This is a genomic window from Nannocystis pusilla (genome assembly GCF_026626665.1).
GTDB lineage: Bacteria > Myxococcota_A > Polyangia > Nannocystales > Nannocystaceae > Nannocystis > Nannocystis pusilla.
On sequence record NZ_JAPNKE010000002.1, the window covers coordinates 2,858,892 to 2,879,420 of the forward strand.

The following is a 20,529-nucleotide window of genomic DNA, read 5'->3' on the forward strand; positions in this document are numbered from 1 at the left end:
CGAGTATGGATTGTCGCACGTGTTCGCCGTCCCAGATGTCCTGGCCCTGCTCGTCGATCTCCGGCTCCTCGGCTGCGAACGCGTGCTCCTCAGCTCCGTCACCTTGCCGGCCTTGAGGTCGACCAGGAGCGCGCCCCAGCCGTTGCTGCTGGGCAGGGCGAAGCGGGTCCGCTGCGGCTCGGCGGCGATCGCCGCCGCGGCGATCGAGGTCGACGCCAGCAGGGCCAGTAGGGCGACGGAGGAGGAGCGAGTCATGACCCGCCCACACTACCGCGCGGGCGCGGACGCTGTCTCGTCGCGCGGCGTGTTGCTATCGTCGGCCCGCATGGAGCGTCCGCCGATCCGCCTCCTCCCCGCCCTGCTGCTCCTCGGCGCCTGCTCGTCGGGCGCGCCCACGCCGGGCGAGACCGACGGCGCCACCACGGGAGGACTGACGAACAACCCGAGCAGCTTCCCGGGCACCGACGCAGCTCCGACCGCACCCACGGATCCGACCACCGGCACCACCACCGGCACCACCGACGGGCCCACCAGCACCACCGACGATCCGACCGGCGGCGGCGCGCTCGCCTGCCCGACCCATTTTCGCTTCGATCCGCCGTCGGGCGGCGACAGCCCGCGGGTGGCCGGCGAGTGGCACGGCTTCGACCTGGCCTCTGCGACATGGCTCGAAGGTCCTGACCCAGATGGCATGTATCAAGGGACAGTCGACCTCCCGCCCGGCCTGCACGGCTACAAGGTCGTCTACAGCCAGGGCGGCGCCGACCAGTGGGTCCTCGACCCGGGCCAGGGCCGGCGCAAGTACGTCGGCGGGACCGAGAACTCCGCGATCCTCGTGCCTGACTGTCGCCTGCCCGGCGTCGACGTGGTCGCCTCTCAACCCGAGCGGCCCGGCCCGGGCGCAGGCGTCTACAAGGCCACCCTGCGCTACGTCGACGGCCTCGCCGGCGCCGGTCCCGCGGTAGGCGATTTCACCGCGAGCTTGCGCACCGGCAGCGACACGCGCCCGCTGACGGGCGAAGAGTTCGTCGTCGATCCTGCCACCGGCGACATCACGATCGCCCTCGCCGATCTGCCCGACGGCAAGCACCGCGTCACGCTCACCGTCGCCTCCGCCGACGGCCACCACAGCGAGCCGATCCTCCTGCCGTTCTGGATCGAGGCCGAAGCGTTCCGCTGGGACGACGCGCTCGTCTACATGGTCCTCACCGATCGCTTCCGCGACGGCGAGCCCGGCGACAGCCCTGGACCGACGGCGATGGCCGATCCGCGGGGCGACTGGGACGGCGGCGATCTCGAGGGTCTGCGGGCCGCGATCGCCGACGGCACCCTCGACGAGCTCGGCGTGCGCGCGATCTGGCTGACCCCGTTCCAGACGGGCCCTCAGGACGCCTTCAAGGCCGCCGACGGCGTCCACTGGGTCACCGGCTACCACGGCTACTGGCCGATCCGCGCCCGCGAGGTCGACCCGCGGCTCGGCGGCGAAGCTGCGCTCTCGGCCATGATCGACGAGGCCCACCGCCACGGCATCCGCGTCCTCCAGGACTACGTCATCAACCACGTCCACGCCGAGCACGAGTACATGCAGGCCCACCCCGAGTGGTTCCGCACCGGCTGCGTGTGCGGCACGCCGGGCTGCGACTGGACCGAGAAGGCGCTCGAGTGCATGTTCGCCGACTACCTGCCGGACATCGACCACAGCGTCGGCGAGGCCAACGCCCAGTTCGTGGCCGACGCCGCCTGGTGGCTCGACGAGTTCGACCTCGACGGCCTGCGCGTCGACGCGGTCAAGCACGTCGAGGAGGCCGCCACGCGCAACCTCGCCGCCGCGGTGCGCGAGGGCTTCGAGCGCGCCGGCACCAAGTACTTCCTCATGGGCGAGACCGCGATGGGCTGGAGCGACTGCGACGACCCGTGCAACGACGACAACTACGGCACCATCGCCCGCTACATCGGCCCGTTCGGGCTCGACGGCCAGTTCGACTTCGTCCTCTACCACGGCGTCAGCTACCGCACCTTCGCCTGGGGCGACAGCGGCATGCTGCACGCCGACTACTGGGTGCGCCACGGCCTCGACAAGTGGCCCGCCGGCGCCGTCATGACCCCGTACATCGGCAGCCACGACACCCCGCGCTTCGTCAGCCACGCCGACTATCGCGGCCAGGACGGCCAGCACGACAAGGGCGTCCCGGGCAACCAGTGGGACAACACCGCCGTCGCGCCGAGCGACCCGGAGCCGTACCGCCGCGCCCGCCTGGCCCTCACCTGGCTGTTCGGCCTGCCGGGCGCGCCCCTCCTCTATTACGGCGACGAGTACGGCCAGTGGGGCGGCGCCGACCCCAACAACCGCCTGATGTGGCGCCCCGAGGACGAGCTGTCCGCCGACGAGCTGGCCACCCTCGCGCACACGCGCAAGCTCGGCACGGCCCGCCAGCAGCTCGCCCCGCTGCGCCGCGGCGCCTACGTGCCGCTGTACGCCGACGAGGACACCCTGGTGTTCGGCCGCAAGATCGCCGACGGCGACGCGGCCATCGTCGCGCTCACCCGCGCCGGCGCCCCGCAGATGGTCACGGTCGACGCCGGCCCCGCGCTCGGCTTCGCGGCCGCCACCGAGCTCACCGACGCCCTCGCCGGCGGCAAGGCGACCGTGACCGCCCTCGGCAAGCTGAGCTTCACCATCCCGGCCGGCGGCTCGCTGATCTTCGCCCCGTGACCCTTCGGACATGTCGCGCAGGGCATGCCCATCGCGGCATGTCCTGACGAGCAGGTTTCAAAGGACATGTACCCTGAGGCAGGCCTCGTCAGCCTCGCGGTGGCCGGCCGAGGCCGCCCCAAGACGGGTCAACTCTCGGACCCATCGCGCCGCGGCGTGTCGGTGCGATCGCCGACCTGATAAGCTGCGCCCATGTGCATCATCGTCGGCTCGCGCGGCCCTGTCGGGATCGACAAGACGCAGATCTTCGCCCGCCGCGTCGCCGAGCGCCAGCTGCTCGTCTATCAAATGCGCCTGCGGACCGGGTCGGCGTCGGCGATGATCCTGCCGCTCCCGCTCGTCCCCGACGCGAGCGAGCAGGCGGTCGTGTTCCGCGACCTGTCCGCTGTCCCCGACCTGTTCGCCAGCCTGGCGAGCGGCTTCCTCACCACGAGGTCGCCCCGCTCCTCGAGGTCCACACAGTCGGCTCCTTCGAGGCTTCGTTCGCGCCGACGCGGGCCGACCTCGACCGCCTCGACCCCCGCTTCCGCCTGCCCGTCGACGTCTGGCACGAACTGCCGGCCTACGACGACTGGGGCTTCGTCGTGTTTCAGTTCCGCCCGGGCGCGCAGGACGTGCACCCGATGGCGTTCGAGTTCCCGTCGCGCTTCCCCGACTGGTTGTACTTCCCCACCGTGCACGTCCACGACGGCCGGATGCACGCCACCGCGCGCTTCGATCACTCGCTGTACTTCCAGGGCCCGTCGCGCGCCGCCTACCGCGACATCGTGTTCGGCGACGCCCGCTGGGCCACGCCCAGGTTCTCTTACGAGGGAGAGACCAGCGACGAGCCCGCCGGGAGGTTCGTCTCGGCCGCCGCCGTTCGCTCGGAGGTGGTCGACGCAGGCGCCCCGGTCCTGCGCCTGTCGCTGACCGGTAAACTGCCGAACGAGGACACCTGGCTGCGCGAGCCCGCCTGACTGCGCCTCAACGTCCTTCGCCGACTCGCTACGGGCTCGCTGCTCTCGGCACAGGGAGCTCGCCCCGACCCGCCGCTCACTTCGCGCAGCCCTCGCGCAGCGCCGCTTGCACCTTCGGCCACGGCCGGCGCTGCGCCTCCGCGCGGGCCTCGTCGGCGCGGCCGAGCGCGCACAGGGCCCGTACCCGCACCTCCGCGCGGTGCTCGACCAGCTGGCTGTGCGGGTAGTCGCGCGCGTGCTGGTCCGCGTAGGCCAGCGCCTGCCCGGGCGAGCCCTTGAGCGCCTTGCGGGCTGCGCCGAGCATCTCGAGCTCGACGATCACGTTGCCCGGGTCCTGCGCCGCCGCCTCCGCCTCGCGTCGGGCCTGCGCCTCCTGCTTCGCCGCCGCGTCCGGGCCGCGCCCGCCCTTCTTGCGCACCACCACCTGGCGCTTGGAACCTGTGCTTTTCGCCATGTCCTTGGGAGCATCCAGGATCGGCGCCGCTTCGATCGGCGGCGCCGGGAGCGGCACCGCCGCCTCGTGCAGCGGCGGCCGCTCGCTCGCGGTCGCGGCCACCGGGGCCAGCGCCGGCTCGGGCGCGGACACGGGCGCGCGCGGGCGCAGGGCCACCAGCACCGCCACCGCCAGGATCGCCACCGCCGCCGCCGCCGCCCGCGGGATCCCCGGATCGCCTGCCTCTTCGGACATGCCCAGAAGTTCAGCCAGCGCCTGGGCCCGCCAGCCCGGCGGCGCGCGGTCGACCACCACCGACTCGGCCAGCACCGACGCCGGACCGCCCGCGGCCGCCACCGCCGGGTCGGCCGCGAACGCGCGCCGCAGCCCGACGATGAGCGCCTGGCCGGCCGCGGGCGGGGCCCCGATCGCCTGCGCCAGCTGGATCGCGTCGAAGCCGCCCAGCTCGGCCAGCGCGAACACGGCCCGCTCCTCGCTCGAACGGCGGCTCAAGAAGCCGAGCAGCGCCGCCTCGCCGCTCGCGCGCGGACCCGGCGGCACCTCGGACGGTCGCGCCCGCGCCAGCGCGCGCATGAGCGCGGCCCAGCCGGTCGCGCTGTCCTCGGGGACAGCCGCCGCCACGCCGCGGAAACACCGGGTCACGGCCGCGTCACGCTCGTGCTCGTCGATCCCGAGCCAGCGCGCCGCGGTGCGCAGCCGCTCCGCGTGGCGGTCGTGCAGCCGTCGCAGCGCCCCGGTGGAGTCCCGGGGGGCGCGACCTGCTTCCGGGCCCGAGTGCATGGTCGGCGCGATCCTACCCGACTGCTCGCAGCCCGGGGCGCTGGCTTGTGCGGCGGGGCCGTGCCTAGTGCTGGCCTCCCCGTGCCCGCTCGGCTTCGGTTCGTCCCGCTCTTTTTCGCCGCGGCCCTCGGCTGCGGGCTGCACCTGCACCGTCCGCGCGACGCGGCCACGGCCGAGGGGGCCGACGGCGAGCTCAAGGCCTCGCGCCTGGTCGACGGCTTCACCGAGGAGCTGGCGCAGTCGCAGGCGATGCTGACGGACGAGGTCGCCGCCGCCCAGGCCTGGGCCGAGGTCGGGCGCGACCGTGATCTCCTCGACATCCTCGGCGCCCGCGGCGAGGCCGACCCGGACGTCCAGGTCCTCTTCTTCACGCGCTGCCGCGCGCGCTTCAAGGGTGACGGCTGGACCACCTTCTGCAGCAAGATCTCGACCCGCCTGCACGCCCTCGTCGGCCACGCCTTTCCGCTCGCCGAAGCGCCCGCGCCGGTGGTCGGCCGGCCCAAGTCGCCGCCTGCCCCCGCCCCCGATCCGGCCGCCGACCTCCTGCGCGAGCTGCGGACCCTGCAGCGCCACTGGAAGGGCCCCGACAGCGGCGAGAGTCGCCTCGCCCGCGCCGTCAACGAGCACCAGATGGCCGCGCGCGCCCTCCACCTCGGCTCGGCCGACGCCGCCGGCCCCGGCTGCCCCGCCCTCGAGCAGCCCGGAACCTCACCTGTCCTGCAGGCCAGCCGCGATCGCCAGCGCCGGCTGTGCATGGACCGCCGCGACGACCTCGCGGCCCTGCGCGAGCGCGTGGTCTGCAACGGCCCCGCCTGCGCCCCCAGCGAGCTCGGGGCCCAGGTCGATCAGCTCCTCGCCGTCCACGACGCGCTACAGCAGCACCACGAGGAGCTGTCGCGCCGCCTGTTCGCCTACGAGGCCGCCAAGCAGCCCTGCTCCGCGCTCGAGCCGCCCGCCAAGGGCAAGGCCGCGCTCACCCCCGCGCCCCGGCCCGCGAAGTCCCCGTCCGCGAGCCAGCCCGAGCCCACGCCCGCCGCGTCGACCTCGTCGGCCCCGCCCCCCGCGCAGCCGCGCCCCGCCTCGGTCGCCTCGCGTGCTGTTCCTGGGGCCATGTCCCTCGAGACCGGTCCCGAAGCACCTGTCGCTTCGGCCAGATCATCCGATCCGCTCGCGCCTGGCCGTGGCGCCATGTCCTTCGGGACCGGTCCCAACGCACCTGTCGCTACAGCCAGGTCATTGGACCTGCGAGCGCCTGGCCCGAGCGCCATGTCCTCCTGGACCGGTCCCAACGCACCTGTCGCTACGGCCATGTCATTGGACCTGCGAGCGCCTGGCCCGAGCGCCATGTCGCCTGAGACCGGTCCTTCAGAGCATGTTCTGAAGGACATGTCTTCGTACACAGGTCCGTTCGCGCCTGTCCGCTTCGACCTGCCCTCTCGGACAGTCGAGCTCTTCGCGGGCGCCGGCCTGATCGGCAAGCCCTGGCTCGTCACCGGCCCCGCGGGCGTCGCTCCGGCCGCGGACCCACTCGCCGCGCGTAACGACGCGCCGGCCTCGACCGCGCCCACCACTTCGCCAAGCGGCACGCAGGCCGCTTCCGGCGGACCTACCACCCCCTCGCCCGGCGGCACGCAGGCCGCTTCCGGGGACCCACCGCCTCGCCGGTCGCACCGAACCCCGCTCCCGCGCCGACCCCGTCGTTCACCCCCGCCGTCACCACCCCGAGCAGCCAGGCCTGCGACGACACCGTCCTGCAGACCCGCTTCGCCGAGCTCGCCGAGGTCCCGGTCCCCGCGATCCTCACCGCCTACGACCTGCGACCGCTGGCCGAGCTCGGGCGCTGGTATCAGCTCGCCGAGCAGCTCGCCGCCGTCGACGCCTTGATCGAGGCGCGCCAGATCCGGGCTCGCCGCAAGGCGGCCGCCGACGCCGATCCTGCGGCCGCCAAGGCGCTGGCCGGCGCCCCGCGGTTCGCCCGCGTCGTCCACACCACCATCGTCGGCATCGACCGCCTGCAGCAGACCGTCGACACCCTCGAGCTCGCGGTCCTCGCGCTCATCCGCGAGACCCTGCGGGTCGAGCACGACGCCCTCGTCGCCGCCATCGGCCTCGGCGAGCGGCGGCTGCGGCTCGCCCGGGCCAAGCTGGTCGCCCAGCTCGACGAGGCGGTCCTGCTCATGGAGGCCCAGGCCAGCCTCGTCAAGCTCGAGCGCGCCGGTTGCCCCGCGCAGGCGCTCATGGCCGCCTACGAGGGCAAGTGCCGCGACGAGCTCACCAAGGCCCTGGTCGCCTTCGGCAACGCGTGGACGCTCGGCCGCGCCGACCAGAAGCGGGCCGACGCGCTCGACCTCGGCGTGCGCCACGACGCCAGCATCGTCCGCTCGCGCGCCGCCATGGCCCTGCGCCAGGTCTACCTCGCCGCCGGCGTCACCGAGCTGGTCAAGTTCACCAGGGGCGGCATGGCCCCCGAGGCCCTGGCCCAGCTCATCGTCTCCACCGTCGGCTTCGGCGTGCTCGCCGGCGCCGTCCTCGCCCCGTGATCGCCATGTCCCATCGCACATGGACCTTGGGACCTGTCCTCTTCGCCCTGCTCGCCGGCGCCGTCCTCGCCCCGTGATCGCCATGTCCCATCGCACATGGACCTTCGGACCTGTCCTCTTCGCCCTGTCCCTCGCGCCAGGCTGTGCGCAGCGCGAGATGCGGGCCCAGGCCGCGGTGTTGGCCGAGGCCGGCGCGCGGCTCGAGCGCGAGACCGCCGAGTTCGCGGCCGCGCGGGCCGCGGTGGCCCAGCTGCGCCAGCGCAACCTGGTCGAGCGCCAGCAGCAGATCGCCGAGCAGGGCCAGTTCAACGTGCGCACGATCCACTTCTGGAAGATCGCCGGCGATCCCGAGCGCGCCAAGCAGCTCGCGCTCTACGACGCGCTGGTGGCCGCCTCGGCCGCCGCCGACGCCGTGCAGGATCGCTCGTTCGAGTGGGAAGAGTCGGTGCTCGCGCGCACCCACGCCCTCACCATCGACCGCGCCGCGCTGCACCGCTTCGTCCAGCAGCTGCTCATCCTCTCGAGCCCGCCGCGCTTCCTCGACGGCGCGCGGTTTTACGTCGAGTACGGCGCGATCGTCGGGCAGCAGGTCGACGCCGGGCTCAAAGACGTCCGCGCCACCGTCGGCGCCGCCACGGCCAGCGGCGGCAGCTCGGGCGGCGGAACCAGCGGAGGCAGCGGGAACGGCGTCATGGGTCCGGGGACCATCACCGCCCCCGACGACCAGCAGCCGGGCGATCCGACCCCGCCGACGCGCGGGCCTGACGAGCGGCGCCCGACCGAGTCGCACCGCGAGCCGGCAACCCTGCGGGTCCGAACCCGACCCCGCCGTGACGCGGTCGCCCGCGTGTCGCGATCGCGCCGCATCGCCCGGCTGGCGCCCTCGCGGCGAGTTGCGTAGTGTTTCTCGGTGGCGGACAGACGGCAACGCAAGCGGTCCGTGCGGCCCGGCGACCCCGCCGCCGCACCGCCCGCGAAGTCCCTCTCCGGCCCTTCGGCCCCGAACCTCGGCATGAGCAACAAACACGAACTCCTCGAAGACCTGTCGCAGGCGCTCGCGCGGCTGACCGAGGCCAGCGAGCGCATGCGTCAGCGGCTCGACCAGGTCGACCCGTACGAGCAGCCCGCCCGCTGGAGCGCCATCAACGACCAGATCCGCGGCCTCGACGAGCGGATCAGCGTCCTCCGCGACGAGCACCAGCGGGTCAGCCTCGTCGTCGTCGAGCTCGTGCCGCTCTCGCGCGAAGAGCTCGCGGGGCTGCGCCAGGCGATCGTCGGCCTGTCGGGCATCGTCCGCGCCATGGGCACCTCCGCCGCGGTCGCCGAGGCCGCGGGCAAGCTCGCGGTGGTCGCCAGCGACCTGGTCAAAAAGACCTTGCCCAAGGGCTAGGTCGCCTCCGCGGCCGATGCCCTCCTCGCCGCCGCCAGCCTCGCTCGTCCCGCGCCGCGCGGGCGCCCTGGGCCGCGTGCCCGCGGTGCTCGAGTTCACCGTCACCGCCGACCCGGCCGACGTCGAGCGGCGCTTCCTCGCCTCGCCCGAGGTCGCGTTGTTGCAGGCGCACACCGGCCACGGCGAGGACCCCGGCTACGCGCTCGAGCGCAGCCCGCGGGGCTTCTACCTCACCGCCGATCCGGGCGCGTGGCGGCCGGGCACGCGGGCGATCTGCGAGGTCGAGCCGACCCGCGAAGGCGAGGGTGCCCGCGTCGTCGTCCGCTTCCGCCTCCACCCGCTCACGCGCACCGCGTTCGCATACATCATCGCGCTCGGCCTGGCGATGGCCGGCTTTCGCTGGCGATCGCCGGACCTGTCGTCGCTGCCACCTTGCTGGTCCCGTTCCTGATCGTCGTCGGCCTCCTCGCCGCCGATCGCAGCAGCCTGCGTCGCCAGCAGCGGGCGCTGCGGATGCTCGTCGAGGCGACGCTGACGCCGATCGCCGTCCCGCACGAACGGGCCCGTACGGCCCCGTTCCGCCAGGGCACGGGCGATTGAGCGCGTACGCCGCCAAACCGCGTCGACGTGTTCCGGCACTCCGAGTCGTCGGCGAGACTTCGCCGACGGTCCGCTTCGTCTGCCCAAGCCGCGCCAGATCCGATACACCCGAAGCATGGCAGGCACAGGCGATCAGGTCCCCGGCTATCGCCGACCGCACGAGGACACGCGTCCCGCCGCCGCGACCGACGGCCCGCGCGAGGCGCTCGGGCGGCTCGAGCTCCCGGTCGTCGGTCCCCTCGATCTCGAGCTCGCGCTCGCCGCCCCGCTGCGGCTCGCGGTCGACGCCGAGGTCCTCGAGATCGACCCAGGCAGCGCCTTGCTGGCGCGCCTGCCCGACCTCCCGACCGTCGAGCTGCGGCGGACCCGGATCGACCTGGTCCATGGGACAGTCAGCGCCGACGCCGACGCCATCGGTCCGTTCCTGTTCACCGCCGCCGGCGTGGCCCTGCGGATCGCCCTCCGCCGCGGCCTCGGCTGGCACCCCGGGCGCAGCGTCGTCGAATTCCTGACCCAGAACCTGCCCGCGGATCCGCAGAGCCGCGCCCGTCGCCTGGTCCACGGCCCGCTCGGCGCCAGCGCCTGGCTGCCGACCGACGCCCGCCTCGTCGCCGAGCTGCGGGGCGACCGGGCCGAGGTCGCTCTGAGCCGGCCCGCGGTGCTCCGCGTCCTCGGCCTCGCCCTGCCGATCCTCGCCGTCCGCCTGCTGTTCGGTCCGGCCCGCCTCGAGATCGACCCCGGCCCGACCGGACCTGTCCGCCGGGCCATGCTGCGCTTCGCCGCCTGGGTCGCCTCTCGCTGGCTGCGCGCGCCTGCCCGCCGCCATGACCATCCCGGGCTACGACCTGTTCGCCGACGAGCAGCGCCGCGTCCGCCTCGCCGACCTCGTGCGCCGGCTCCGCGGCCAGAAGCGCCCGCGCCGGGGTCCCGCGCGCCGTACCACCGGTCCCATCGGACAGGCCCCCCAGGACATGTCTGCTGCGACAGGTCCCGATGGCCATGCTCCTGGCGACATGTCCGCTGCGACAGGTCCCGGAGCCCCTGGCCCGGGCGACCTGTCCTCCGCGCCAGTTACGGGCCTGCGCGCCCGCCTGGCCGACATCGTCCCGCGCGAGCTGCACGCCGGTCACCCGCCGCCCGGCGCCCGGGTGCTGGCCCGGATCCCCCTCGGCGCCCGCGGCGAGCTGGCCGTGCTCGGCGACCGCGAGCTCCTCCTCACCCGGGCGGCCGGCGGGGCCGCTTCGAGGCCGCCGGCGGCCTCCACGTCCACGTCGACGAGCTGCCCGAGCTGGCCGAGCTGCGGCTGGTCCGCGCCCTCCTGGTCGCCTCGCCCCCGGCCGCGCCCGGCGTCGAGCCGCGGGTCCGCCTCGAGATCCAGACCGACCCGCCGCTCGGCCCGCTGATGCGCGCGCTGATCCGCCGCGTCGTCGACGCCCGCGTCATCCCTCGCCTCTCGCCGGCGCTCCTGGCCCGCCTCGGCCTCGTCGGCGCGCACGACCCCGACGAGCTGGTGCTCCTCGACCAGGCCTTCAACCTGCGCACCGGCGTGCGCCTGACCACCGACGCCGACGCCGAGGTCCGGGTGCGCCACGCCGGCGACGCTCTGGTCGTCGAGGCGCCCGCCGGCCTGCGCCTGCGCTTCCACGGCCTGCCGGTCCTGCCCGACGCCGACATCCACCGCCTCGAGTACCGCTGGCACGACGGCAGCGTCGTCACCGAGGCCACCCCCGACCTCGGCGAGTTCGGCCACCTCGCCCTCGCCCAGCTGATCCGGGTCCGCGCCGCACCTGTCCTTCCGGACATCCTCGGCGTGCGCCGCGACGGCGGCCCGAGCGTCGACCCCGAGCTCGAGCAGCAGCTCCCGGCCCTGCTGGCCAGCGTCCGCGTCCCGGTGGTCGGCCCGCTCGACGTCCGCTTCGACCCCGCCGACGTCCTGGCGGTCCGCCTCGCCCCCGACGCGCTCCGCCTCACCAGCGCGCGCAAGCTCGCGATCGTCGCCCCCGAGCTCGGCCTCGTCGTGCGCCTCGCCGCGATCGACCACGACATCGCCGCGGTCGCCGTGCGCGCGGACAGCGACCCGCCGCTCGGCGACTGGCTGTCGCAGCTCGTGGCCCGCTGCGTCGAGCAGTTCGGCCTCGCCCGCGTGCGCCCGCACCTCCCGCTGGCCCCGCAGCAGCTGCCCGAAGCGCCATGGCTCTTGGCGCATGTCCCCAAGGACACCTCGAAGCGCGTCCGCCTGCGCGCCGAGCTGCCCGCCGGGGCCGGCCTGCGCCTCGAGCGGCGCCCCGACGCGCTCGAGCTGCGCGCCGAGGCCCCGCTGCAGCTCGTCCCCGAGGGCACCGCCCTGCTCGCCGAGGTCGCCGTCCACGGCCTGCGCTGGCGCCCCGCCGTCGCCTCGCTCGAGCTGCTGAGCGACCCGCCCGCCGGCCCGCTGGTCCACGAGATCTTGCGGCGACTGTTCGCCCGCTTCGCGCCCGCCGAGCCGCTCGCCGAGCTCCTCCGCCGCCTCGCCCTGCCGGCCGCCGCCCCGCTCCCGCCGCCGCTGCCGGTCCCGCCCGGCGCCGTCGTGTGGGAGCAGACCGTCGGCGCGTTCGGGGCCGTGCGCGTCAGCGCCGACCAGGCCCGCACGGTCGACCTCTCGCTGCGCCGCGGCGGCGCCCACATCGCCTTCGGCAAGGGCGCCACGGTGCGCGTCGTCGGCCTCGGCCTGCACATCACGGTGCGCACGGTCGACCTCACCTTCCTGCCGTGGACGCTCGTGATCGACGCCTCGCCGCCGGCCGGAGAGCTCGGGCAGCACCTGCTCAGCCACGCCATGCGGGCGCTGTTCGCCGAGTTCATGCGCCACTTCTGGCCCAGCGATCGCTCGCCGCGGGCCGGCCACGACACCCTCCTGGCCGTCGGCGCCGACAAGCCGTGGGGCCCGCTCAAGATCTGCGTCGCCAAGGGCGGCTCGATCGACCTCCACCTCGACCACGACGGCCTCGCCCTGCGCTCCGCCGCCGGCCTGTTCGTCACCGGCGAGGCGCTCGACTGGCTGCCCGACTTCTACCTCCACGACCTCAGCCTGCGGGCCCGCGACGCCGCGGTGAAGCTCGCGATCAGCGGCATCGCCGAGGAGCACTACCACGAGGCCGCGGCGGTCAGCCCCGTCACCGAGGCTGTCCTTTCGCACCTGTACAAAGTGCTAGCCGCGCCCAATCTGCCCGCGGCGTGGGCCCAGCGGCTCGGCCTGCCGCGCCCTCCGCTGCCGCCGGCCCCGCCCGACGATCCCTCGCGGATCGCGGTGTTCTCGGCCCGCCTGCCCGGCGACTACGGCGAGTTCGCGCTGCTGATGGATCCGGCCGACACCGTCACCCTCACCGCCAACGAGATCGAGATCGCCGTCGAGAGCGAGCGCGGCCTGTCGGCGCGCATGCCCGGCCTGCGCCTGGCGATCCAGCTCCGCGGCGCCCGCTATCACCTGCAGTCCGGCGAGGTCCAGGTCGGCGGCCTCGGCCAGCTCGAGAACGCTCTGGTGGAGGCCCTCGTCCGCCGCCAGATCGGCGACCCCGCCGACCCCGGCGCCTCCGGCGTGCGCGGCGTCCTCGACCGCTTCCCCGCCGACGAGCGCGGCCGCCTCGTCCTGTTCCACCACCCCCTCGTCGACGTCCTGCTGCTCCCGGGCACCAGCGTGCGCCTGCGCCTCGACGACCGCGGCCTCAAGATCGGCGCCGACCCGGCCCTCGTCGTCGACGGCCCGGCCCGCCTCAACTTCCTCGTCTGCGGCCTGCGCTACAGCTTCGGCGACGCCCGCTTCAGCATCGACTTCGAGGGCGACACCGTCGTCGCCGACCTCTTTGAAAAGATCGTCGACGCCCGCGCCGAGAAGCGGCTCAACGACCAGCTGCTCCCGCTCCTGCCCGCCGCCATGCGCACCCCCGGCTACCGCCTCAGCACCGACCCCCAGGTCCGCGCCAACATTGCCGCCCTGATCCGCTCGTTCGCCCGCCGCAAGCGGACCGCCTGACGCGTCCGCGGGGACCTGCGCGAACAGACATGTCGTCACCGACATGTCGATCCGCACATTCCCCGATCGACATGTCTTCAAGGACAGCGACGGGCATGGCGCGATCGGCAGCGCCGGATCGACATGTCTTCAAGGACACACGTCCGCGCGTCGCGCCCGGCCGCGGCCGCAGCGTCGCGCGCGACCGGGCCGCGCTGCTCCGCCGCGTCGCCGGCCGCGCAGTCGGGCCCCGCGCGCGGCGCCGCGTCCCGTCGTGCCGCCGCCGAACGCCGTCACGCTCGCCATCCCACATGACCCGAGAGACAGCCTGATCGATACCTGTCCTCGAGGTCATGGATGATTTCGCCCTCGCGCTCGTGACCTCGCCTGGGGGCGCCAGGACGCGGTTTGGACCCATGCAGTGTCCGCCGCGGCGATCGTCGTCCGCCGAACCGGAGCCCGACGGCCGCGTGCTCGAATGACCTGTCTTTACGAACAGGTGTCTTGCGCCCCCTCCTGGATCGGCGTGCTACGGTCGAGCTCGATGAAGCCCGACCCGTCGCCCTCGTTGCCGCAGCACGAGCCCGACCCGGCCGCGCGGCGTCGGGCGCTGTGCCTCGCGCGCGAGCGCTACACCTACGCGCGTAGCGAGGACAACCCCCTGGCGCCGATCGCCGTCGCCGGCGAGTTCCCTCTCGACGAGCTGTACGGCCCGCGCTGGGCCCTGCCGTACCTCCCGCACCTGCTGCGCTCCGTCGCCGGCGCCCAGGGCAAGAAGCTGTGGTACCGCCTGCGCGGCGTCCTCGGCGGCGTCGACAAGCTCGCGGGCTTCCGCGGCCTGTTCAGCGAGCGCCTCGGCCTGCGCGCCCCCGCGGCGGTGACCGAGCACCAGCGCGACGGCCTGTTCGCGCGCAACCGCATCGACGGTCCCAACCCGCTGCTGCTCGCGCGCGTGCGCGACCTCGCCGACCTGCGCGCGCGCCTCCCCGTCGACGACGACCAGCTCGCCCGCGTGCTCGGCCCCGGCGTCACGCTGGCGGGCGAGCACGCCGCCGGCAACCTGTTCGTCGCCGACTTCGAGCTGCTGGCCCGCAGCCTCGGGCAGAGCGGCGCCGTTGGTCGCGACTCGCGCTGGCGCGGCAAGTACCTCCCGAGCCCGATCGCCCTGTTCTGCCAGCGGCCGGGCCGCGATCCGCAGTGCGACCTCGTGCCCGTGGCGATCCGCGTCGACCAGCCCGGCGCCGCCGATCCCAACCCCGTCTACCTGCGCGACGGCAGCGCGCTGGGACCTGGCCAAGACCTACGTCGAGATCGCCGAGTTCAACCTGCAGGCGCTGTCGAGCCACATCTACCGCCACCACTACGTCGCCGAGCCGTTCGCGGTCAGCTCGCGGCGCCAGCTCGCGCCCTCGCACCCGATCCACGTGCTGCTGCGACCGCACACCCAGCACACCATCGCGGTCAACCGGGCCGCGTTCAACCTGCTCAAAAAGCCAGGCGGTGTGTTCGCCACCCTCTACGCCGGCGAGCTCCGCGAGACCCGCAACATCATGCGCCGCAGCTACGAGCGCTGGTCGGTGCGCGAGCAGGAGATCGAGGCAGACCTGGCCGCGCGCGGCGTCGCCGACGGCCCGCGCGAGTACCCGTGGCGCGACGACGCCCGCCTGTGGACCCCCGTCCTGCGCCGCTTCGTCGCCGACTACGTCGCCCTCTACTATCCGAGCGACGCGGCGGTGCGCGCCGACGCCGAGCTGCAGGCCTTCGTCGCCGAGCTGCAGGCCGACGACGGCGGGCGCCTGCGCGGCCTCTTGCCCGCCGGCGAGCTCGGCGGCCGCGACGTCCTCGTCGACCTCCTGGCGCAGTTCCTGTTCATCGCCGGCCCCGGTCACGCCGCCGTCCACTTCCCGCAGACCGACCACTTCACCTACGTCCCCGCCTTCCCCGGCGCCGCCTACCGGCCCCCGCCGCGCGAGGGCGAGCTCGTCGACGCCGCCCGGATCGCCGACACCTTGCCCCCGCTCGACGTCGGCGTCGCCCAGTTCCAGAACAACCAGATGGCCTGCTACCGCTTCGATCGCTTCGGCGACTACGACCGCTACGAGCTCGGGCGCGTCGCCGCGGCCCGCCCGCTGGTCGCGCGGCTGCACGCCGACCTGGCGGCGGTGGAGCAGGAGATCGAGCGTCGCAACCGCGCGCGGCCGCGGCCTTATCCGTACCTGCTGCCGCGGCTGGTCCCCAACAGCATCAACATCTGACGAGCGAACCCGTGGAGCTGATCGCGAACTACAAGTGGCGCAACTGGAACGACAACCTCGGCTGCACCGCCGACCTCTACCGCCCGTGCGGCCTGCACGACCTGCGCGAGGCGGTGCGCCGGGCGAGCCGCAAGGGCCGGATCCGTCCGCTCGGCAATTCGTGCTCGTGGAGCCCGCTGGTGCCCACCCGCGGCAGCCTCATCGATCTCGGCCGGCTCCGCGGCATGCACGAGACCAGCTTCGACGGCGCCCCGGCGATCTGCGTCGAGGCCGGCGCGACCGTGCGTGACCTCGTCCAGTTCACGCAGGCCCGCGGCCTCACCCTGATCACGCCGACCATCTACCAGGACATCTCCGTCGGCGGCGCGATCGCGGTGGCGGCTCACGGCACCGGCCTTCACACCTCGACGATGTCGGACGAGGTCGTGGCCCTCACCCTCGTCGACGCCCGCGGCGACGTCCACCACCTCAGCGCCGCCGACGGCTCGCTGTTCGACGCCGCCCGCTGCTCGCTCGGCGCGCTCGGGGTCGTCCACGACATCACCATGCGCTGCTGGCCCGAGTTCCACCTCCACGTCGAGGACCGCATGATCGTCGTCGACGACGTCCTCGGCAATTTACCCGACCTGCTCGCCACCTACGAATTCGTCGAGCTCTACTGGTTCCCGTTCACCGACACCCTGTGGTGCAAGCTGATGCGCCGCACCGACGAGCCCGACGTCGGCGCGAGCCTGGCCGACCGGCTCAAGTTCGCCTTCACCTACGCCTGCACCTTCGCCTCCTGCAACGGCCTGTTGCCGCTGCTCGGCCGCGTCGCCCCCGAGCTCACGCCCGCGTTCATGCAGCTCGCGCCGTGGCTGACGATGACTCAAGGCAGCGCGGTCGCCCCGGCCTCGCGCGCCTTCCACTACCAGCGGGCCTACCCGCGCTGCTGGGACATGTCCTACGGCGTGCCGCTCGCCGACGCCGAGGAGGCCTGGCGGCGCACGATCGGCCTCATCGAGCACCTCGCCCGCGCCGCCAGCTTCCCCGTCAACATGGTCGTGCACGCCCGCTTCATCGGCGCCAGCGCGGCCCTGCTGGCCCCCGCGCACGGCCGGGCGATCTGCGACATCGAGGTCGTCACCACCCGCTCGGCCCGCGACGCCGACGCCTTCTACGAGCAGTGGAGCGGCGAGATGCTCGCCATCCCCGGCGCCCGCCCGCATTGGGGCAAGTACCTCCTGCACCCCCGCGCCGTCCGCGAGCGCTACCCGCAGATGGACAACTTCCTCGCCCACCGCGCCGCCCTCGACCCCGACGGCATTTTTTGAACGACTGGCTCGAGGACGCGGTGTTCCAGCTGCGCCCATGATCATGGTTCAAAGGACAGGTTCGATCGAACATGCCCGCTCGGACATGGCCTCCCGGCAATGCCCGTTCGAGCATGCCCGATGAGACATGCCATACTCGACCCGGTGAACCGGGCTCGCGCCGCGGCCGCTCTCGAGCGCGGACAGGCTCGCCCGGGCGGCTCGCGCCAGCCGCGACGGCGCGAGCCGCGACCGCCTCACATGTCCTTCGGGCAGCTCTACCCGAGCACCGCGCGGACCAGTCGCGGCAGCTCTTTCGGCGTCGCCGCGCGGTGATCGGGCGCCTCGGCGCCCGGATCGGCCGCGTAGCCCCACGCGCACCAGATCGTCGTCGCCCCGAACGCGCGCCCGCACTTCACGTCGGCGGCCGAGTCGCCGATCATCAGCGCCGCGCCGGTGCGGCCGACGCGGCGGCTCGCCTCGACCAGGACCCGCGGGCTCGGCTTGCTCTCGGGCAGCGTGTCGCCGCCGATCACCGCCGAGAACAGGCGCCCGACCCCCAGCGCCTCGAGCAGCGCCGCGCTGAGCCGCTCCGGCTTGTTGGTCACGCAGGCCAGGGCGCCGAGCGCCGCCAGCTCGACCAGCGCGTCGCCCATGCCCGCGTACAGCCGCGTGGTGTCGGCGATGTGCGCCAGGTAGTCGGCCTCGTAGGCCGCCCGGACGTCGTCCACCGTCCCGCCGGCGCCCACGTAGTCGGCGAAGCACTGGCGGTACAGGTGGTCCATCCCGGCGTTGACGTGCGGGCGCCACATCTCGCCTGGCTGTTCGGACAGGCCGAAGCTGGACCGCACGCGCAGCACCGCCGCGACCATGTCGTCGCGGCTGTCCTCGAGCGTGCCGTCGAGATCGAGCGCGATCAGGTGGCTCACGCCTCACCCTCCCGCGCCAGGGCCTCGACGCTGCCGCGGCCGTCGCCGTGCTCGGTCACGTGGCGCTCGCCGCTGCGCGAGCCCTTGTAGGCCGAGAACGTGCGCCCGTTGTGGCTGCGGACCTCGTGCTGCACCCCCGACGGGATGATGAGGATGTCGCCCGCCTCGAGCGTCACCGGCCCCTCGTCGAAGTGGAACGTCGTCACTCCCGTGACGGCCCCGCGGATCTCCTCCTCGTCGTGCGCGTGGCGGCTGCGGAAGAACCACGGCGGCACCGTCTGGAGGTCGTAGCTGCGGAACCCGAACCGGGCCATCTCGGCCGCCACCGACTCGGCCGTCGGCTCGACGTTGTGCGGCCACTTGTACACGGTCACGCCGTTGGGGAGCCTTTGCGTCGGTTGCATCGCGCCGATCTGTAGCGCGAACCGGCGCCCCCGCGCAAACCTGCGCCGCCGACGTGCTCGAACAGGCGAGCGGGCGGTGCTCGATGTTCCGCGCCGCGGAGGTCGCCGCAGCGCGTTGCGAGCGTCGCGGTGCGCCGGCGCCCGCCGACGAGAACTCCTGGCAGGCGGCCCGCCGGCGATCTCCGTCGTGCCGGGCGGAGTCGTCGACGAGTCGCGGCGACTGCACTCGGCCCACGCCCCACTTCACCGCGTGCTGCTCGGCGATGGCCGTCGGGTGCTCCCCGTCTTCGGCTTCAGGTGTCGAGGACGCATTCATCACGCCGCGGCGCACCTCGACGAGCAACTCCGTGCATGACGGACGGACACGCGCTCACGCTGGGCATCGTCGAGCATCTTGTCGATCACGGCGGCGTCCGGCGGCTCGGGACGACGTGGACTTCAGGTCCGTGTCCGCTCGACTTGCTCGCCCTGTGCCGCGCTCGTCATCGAGTGCTATCGTCGCCCGCCTCAGGAGGATGACAATGACCAACGTTCAAGAAGTCGTGACGCAGCAGTTTGCGGCCCTGGTAGATATGCCTGCCGATCGCATCGACCAGGACGCCCCGCTCGGAGCCTACGGCATGACTTCCATCCTGGCGGTGCAGCTGCTGGGCAAGCTCGAGAAGGAGTGCAACGTCGCGCTGAGCCTGGAAGAGCTCACGTCGGTCGGGACGTTGAACGACCTCGGCGCGCTCGTCAGCCGCAAGCTCGCGGAGTCGCCTGGCGCTTGAGGCCCCCGCGGGTCTGCGCCGGGGCCGCCCGCCGAGGCGCCGCGGTTCGGACGTAGGCGCGGGCCACCTGCGCATCGGGACATGTCGAACAAGCCATGCCTGAAAGGACATGCCCGCGAGGGCATGTCCCGAGAGCCGTGTCGCTCCCGTCACTGACAGGTGGCGCCGAACACCTGCCCGCTCTGGAGGTCGACCTGCGCGTCGCTGCACTGCTCGCCGGGACTGCAGTCGCCGTCGGCCACGCACTCGCCGCAGACCCCGAGCTTGAGCAGGCCCATGATGGACGCCTCGCCGCAGTGGCCCGACGTGCAGGCCGCGTCGCTCTCGCAGCCGCCGCCGTTCGCCACCGAGCCCGGCGCGACGCAGTCGAACCGGCCGCTGAGATTGGCGAGGTCGTACGTCGGCGCGCAGACGGGCGTCTGACCGCCGCAGTCGGCGTTCGTCTCGCACTCGCCGCAGGTCGAGACGGTGATGATGCCCGGCACCTCGAACAGCGTCCCGCACACGTCGTTGCTCGGATCGGAGCAGACGGCGTCGCTCTGACAGCCGTCCCCGGGGCCACCTTCGTTGCACACCGAGCCGCCGCCGGTGAACAGATTGGCCGGGGTACAGCCGCCGCCGTCGCAGTCGGCGTCGGCCAGGCACTCCCCGCAGAAGCCGCCCAGGGCCGGCACGATGAAGCACTTGCCCGAGCTGCAGCCGCAGCCGCTGCTGTCGGTACACGCCGCGTCCTGGGGCTGATTCGGCGTGTCGTTGCACGGGCCGACGTCGGTGGTCATCGGCCCGCCTGAAGGTTCGCTGTCGGAGGTGCCGGTCGTCGGCTCGCCCGTCGTGCCGCCGCCGCCGCACGCCGCCTCCTCGGGGTACAGCATGCCGAAGGTGTTCAGGCTCGACGCGCACGAGTCGATACAGCCCTGCGCCACCTCCGGGGAGCTCTGCCAGCAGGTGCCGGCCGGGCCGAAGGTCGACTCTGCGGTGGGCAGCGTGTCGGGCGAGACGACCGCGACGCACGCCAGATACTGCTCGCACACGCCGTGGCTCTGGCCGCCCGTGTCGGTCCCGCTGCTCGTGCCCCCGTCGGTCGGATCGCCGCCAGGGCCCCCGCTCGGGCCCCCGCTCGGGCCCCCGCTCGGTCCGCCCGTCGGACCGTTCGAGGCCCCGGTGGCAGAGTCGAGCGGGTCCCGATCGGAGCCGCACGCGGCGACGCAAAGCGTGGACAGGACGAAAGAGGCCAGGACACTACGAGCGGCGATTATCACGCGAGGGGTTCTATCAGAGCCCCACGATCCCCCGCAAACGCCGGCTCGCTCGCCGCCGCTTCGCGGCTCCTGGAGCGCGACCGCGGCGACCTCGCGTCTTGCTCCTGCGAGCGGCCGGCGGCGCACCATCGTGTCCGGCCTGGAACAACCTGCCCGATCGGTCATGCCCGATCCGACATGTCCTGAGAACGCAGTT

At 73.7% G+C, this 20,529-nt stretch carries 18 protein-coding genes; 12 read left to right on the top strand and 6 right to left on the bottom strand.

The features are described from left to right. The first annotated feature begins 19 nt into the window (after positions 1–19). Positions 20–2,713 (top strand): alpha-amylase family glycosyl hydrolase, encoded by a 2,694-nt coding sequence (locus OV079_RS55805; protein ID WP_267768495.1) that lies wholly within the window; start codon positions 20–22, stop codon positions 2,711–2,713. Positions 2,714–2,997: 284 nt separating this feature from the next. On the opposite strand, the gene OV079_RS12410 is transcribed toward OV079_RS55805, so the two are convergent. Beyond that, on the bottom strand, positions 2,998–3,333 hold the full coding sequence (locus OV079_RS12410) for a hypothetical protein (RefSeq protein ID WP_267768498.1): 336 nt from the start codon (positions 3,331–3,333) through the stop codon (positions 2,998–3,000). 3 nt (positions 3,334–3,336) lie between these two features. Here OV079_RS12410 and OV079_RS12415 point away from each other — a divergent pair, with 3 nt between their 5' ends. Continuing rightward, positions 3,337–3,672, top strand: coding sequence for a hypothetical protein (locus OV079_RS12415; RefSeq protein WP_267768499.1), 336 nt, complete (start codon positions 3,337–3,339; stop codon positions 3,670–3,672). Between the two features lie 76 nt (positions 3,673–3,748). Here the strand turns inward: OV079_RS12415 and OV079_RS12420 are convergent, their stop codons facing one another. After that, positions 3,749–4,906 carry a hypothetical protein gene (locus OV079_RS12420; RefSeq protein ID WP_267768500.1) on the bottom strand — a complete coding sequence of 386 codons (1,158 nt, stop codon included), beginning with the start codon at positions 4,904–4,906 and terminating at the stop codon, positions 3,749–3,751. An 81-nt stretch (positions 4,907–4,987) separates the two neighbouring features. Between OV079_RS12420 and OV079_RS12425 the strand changes: the two genes are divergently transcribed. The 7 genes from OV079_RS12425 (at position 4,988) to OV079_RS12455 (ending at position 13,445) form a co-directional block, all read left to right on the top strand. Next, positions 4,988–6,790, top strand: coding sequence for a hypothetical protein (locus OV079_RS12425; RefSeq protein WP_267768502.1), 1,803 nt, complete (start codon positions 4,988–4,990; stop codon positions 6,788–6,790). Continuing rightward, a complete protein-coding gene (locus tag OV079_RS12430; protein ID WP_267768504.1) occupies positions 6,787–7,446 on the top strand; it encodes a hypothetical protein in 660 nt (219 codons plus the stop codon). The genes OV079_RS12425 and OV079_RS12430 overlap by 4 nt, the downstream gene beginning before the upstream one ends. Before the next feature lie 82 nt (positions 7,447–7,528). After that, positions 7,529–8,347, top strand: coding sequence for a hypothetical protein (locus OV079_RS12435; RefSeq protein WP_267768506.1), 819 nt, complete (start codon positions 7,529–7,531; stop codon positions 8,345–8,347). Between the two features lie 111 nt (positions 8,348–8,458). After that, a complete protein-coding gene (locus OV079_RS12440; protein WP_267768509.1) occupies positions 8,459–8,836 on the top strand; it encodes a hypothetical protein in 378 nt (125 codons plus the stop codon). 16 nt (positions 8,837–8,852) lie between these two features. Beyond that, a complete protein-coding gene (locus OV079_RS12445) occupies positions 8,853–9,287 on the top strand; it encodes a hypothetical protein (protein WP_267768511.1) in 435 nt (144 codons plus the stop codon). Beyond that, a complete protein-coding gene (locus tag OV079_RS12450; protein ID WP_267768513.1) occupies positions 9,269–9,436 on the top strand; it encodes a hypothetical protein in 168 nt (55 codons plus the stop codon). The genes OV079_RS12445 and OV079_RS12450 overlap by 19 nt, the downstream gene beginning before the upstream one ends. Positions 9,437–9,551: 115 nt before the next feature. Next, positions 9,552–13,445, top strand: a complete 3,894-nt coding sequence (locus OV079_RS12455; protein WP_267768514.1) for a hypothetical protein — start codon at positions 9,552–9,554, stop codon at positions 13,443–13,445. A gap of 508 nt (positions 13,446–13,953) precedes the next feature. On the opposite strand, the gene OV079_RS12460 is transcribed toward OV079_RS12455, so the two are convergent. After that, entirely contained in the window at positions 13,954–14,472 is a 519-nt protein-coding gene (locus OV079_RS12460) for a hypothetical protein (RefSeq protein WP_267768516.1), read from the bottom strand. A 67-nt stretch (positions 14,473–14,539) separates the two neighbouring features. Here OV079_RS12460 and OV079_RS12465 point away from each other — a divergent pair, with 67 nt between their 5' ends. Next, on the top strand, positions 14,540–15,679 hold the full coding sequence (locus OV079_RS12465; RefSeq protein ID WP_267768518.1) for a lipoxygenase family protein: 1,140 nt from the start codon (positions 14,540–14,542) through the stop codon (positions 15,677–15,679). Positions 15,680–15,690: 11 nt separating this feature from the next. Next, entirely contained in the window at positions 15,691–16,992 is a 1,302-nt protein-coding gene (locus OV079_RS12470; RefSeq protein ID WP_267768520.1) for a D-arabinono-1,4-lactone oxidase, read from the top strand. Positions 16,993–17,249: 257 nt separating this feature from the next. Here the strand turns inward: OV079_RS12470 and OV079_RS12475 are convergent, their stop codons facing one another. Together OV079_RS12475 and OV079_RS12480 are read right to left on the bottom strand one after the other, a co-directional pair. Next, a complete protein-coding gene (locus OV079_RS12475; RefSeq protein WP_267768523.1) occupies positions 17,250–17,900 on the bottom strand; it encodes an HAD family hydrolase in 651 nt (216 codons plus the stop codon). Next, positions 17,897–18,304, bottom strand: coding sequence for an AraC family ligand binding domain-containing protein (locus tag OV079_RS12480; RefSeq protein ID WP_267768524.1), 408 nt, complete (start codon positions 18,302–18,304; stop codon positions 17,897–17,899). The genes OV079_RS12475 and OV079_RS12480 overlap by 4 nt, the downstream gene beginning before the upstream one ends. 521 nt (positions 18,305–18,825) lie before the next feature. On the opposite strand from OV079_RS12480, the gene OV079_RS12485 reads away from it, so the two are divergent. Continuing rightward, entirely contained in the window at positions 18,826–19,074 is a 249-nt protein-coding gene (locus OV079_RS12485; RefSeq protein WP_267768525.1) for an acyl carrier protein, read from the top strand. A gap of 149 nt (positions 19,075–19,223) precedes the next feature. On the opposite strand, the gene OV079_RS12490 is transcribed toward OV079_RS12485, so the two are convergent. Continuing rightward, the gene (locus OV079_RS12490; protein ID WP_267768526.1) at positions 19,224–20,105 is read right to left on the bottom strand and encodes a hypothetical protein; all 882 of its coding nucleotides are present in this window, start codon (positions 20,103–20,105) and stop codon (positions 19,224–19,226) included. Positions 20,106–20,529: the final 424 nt, after the last annotated feature.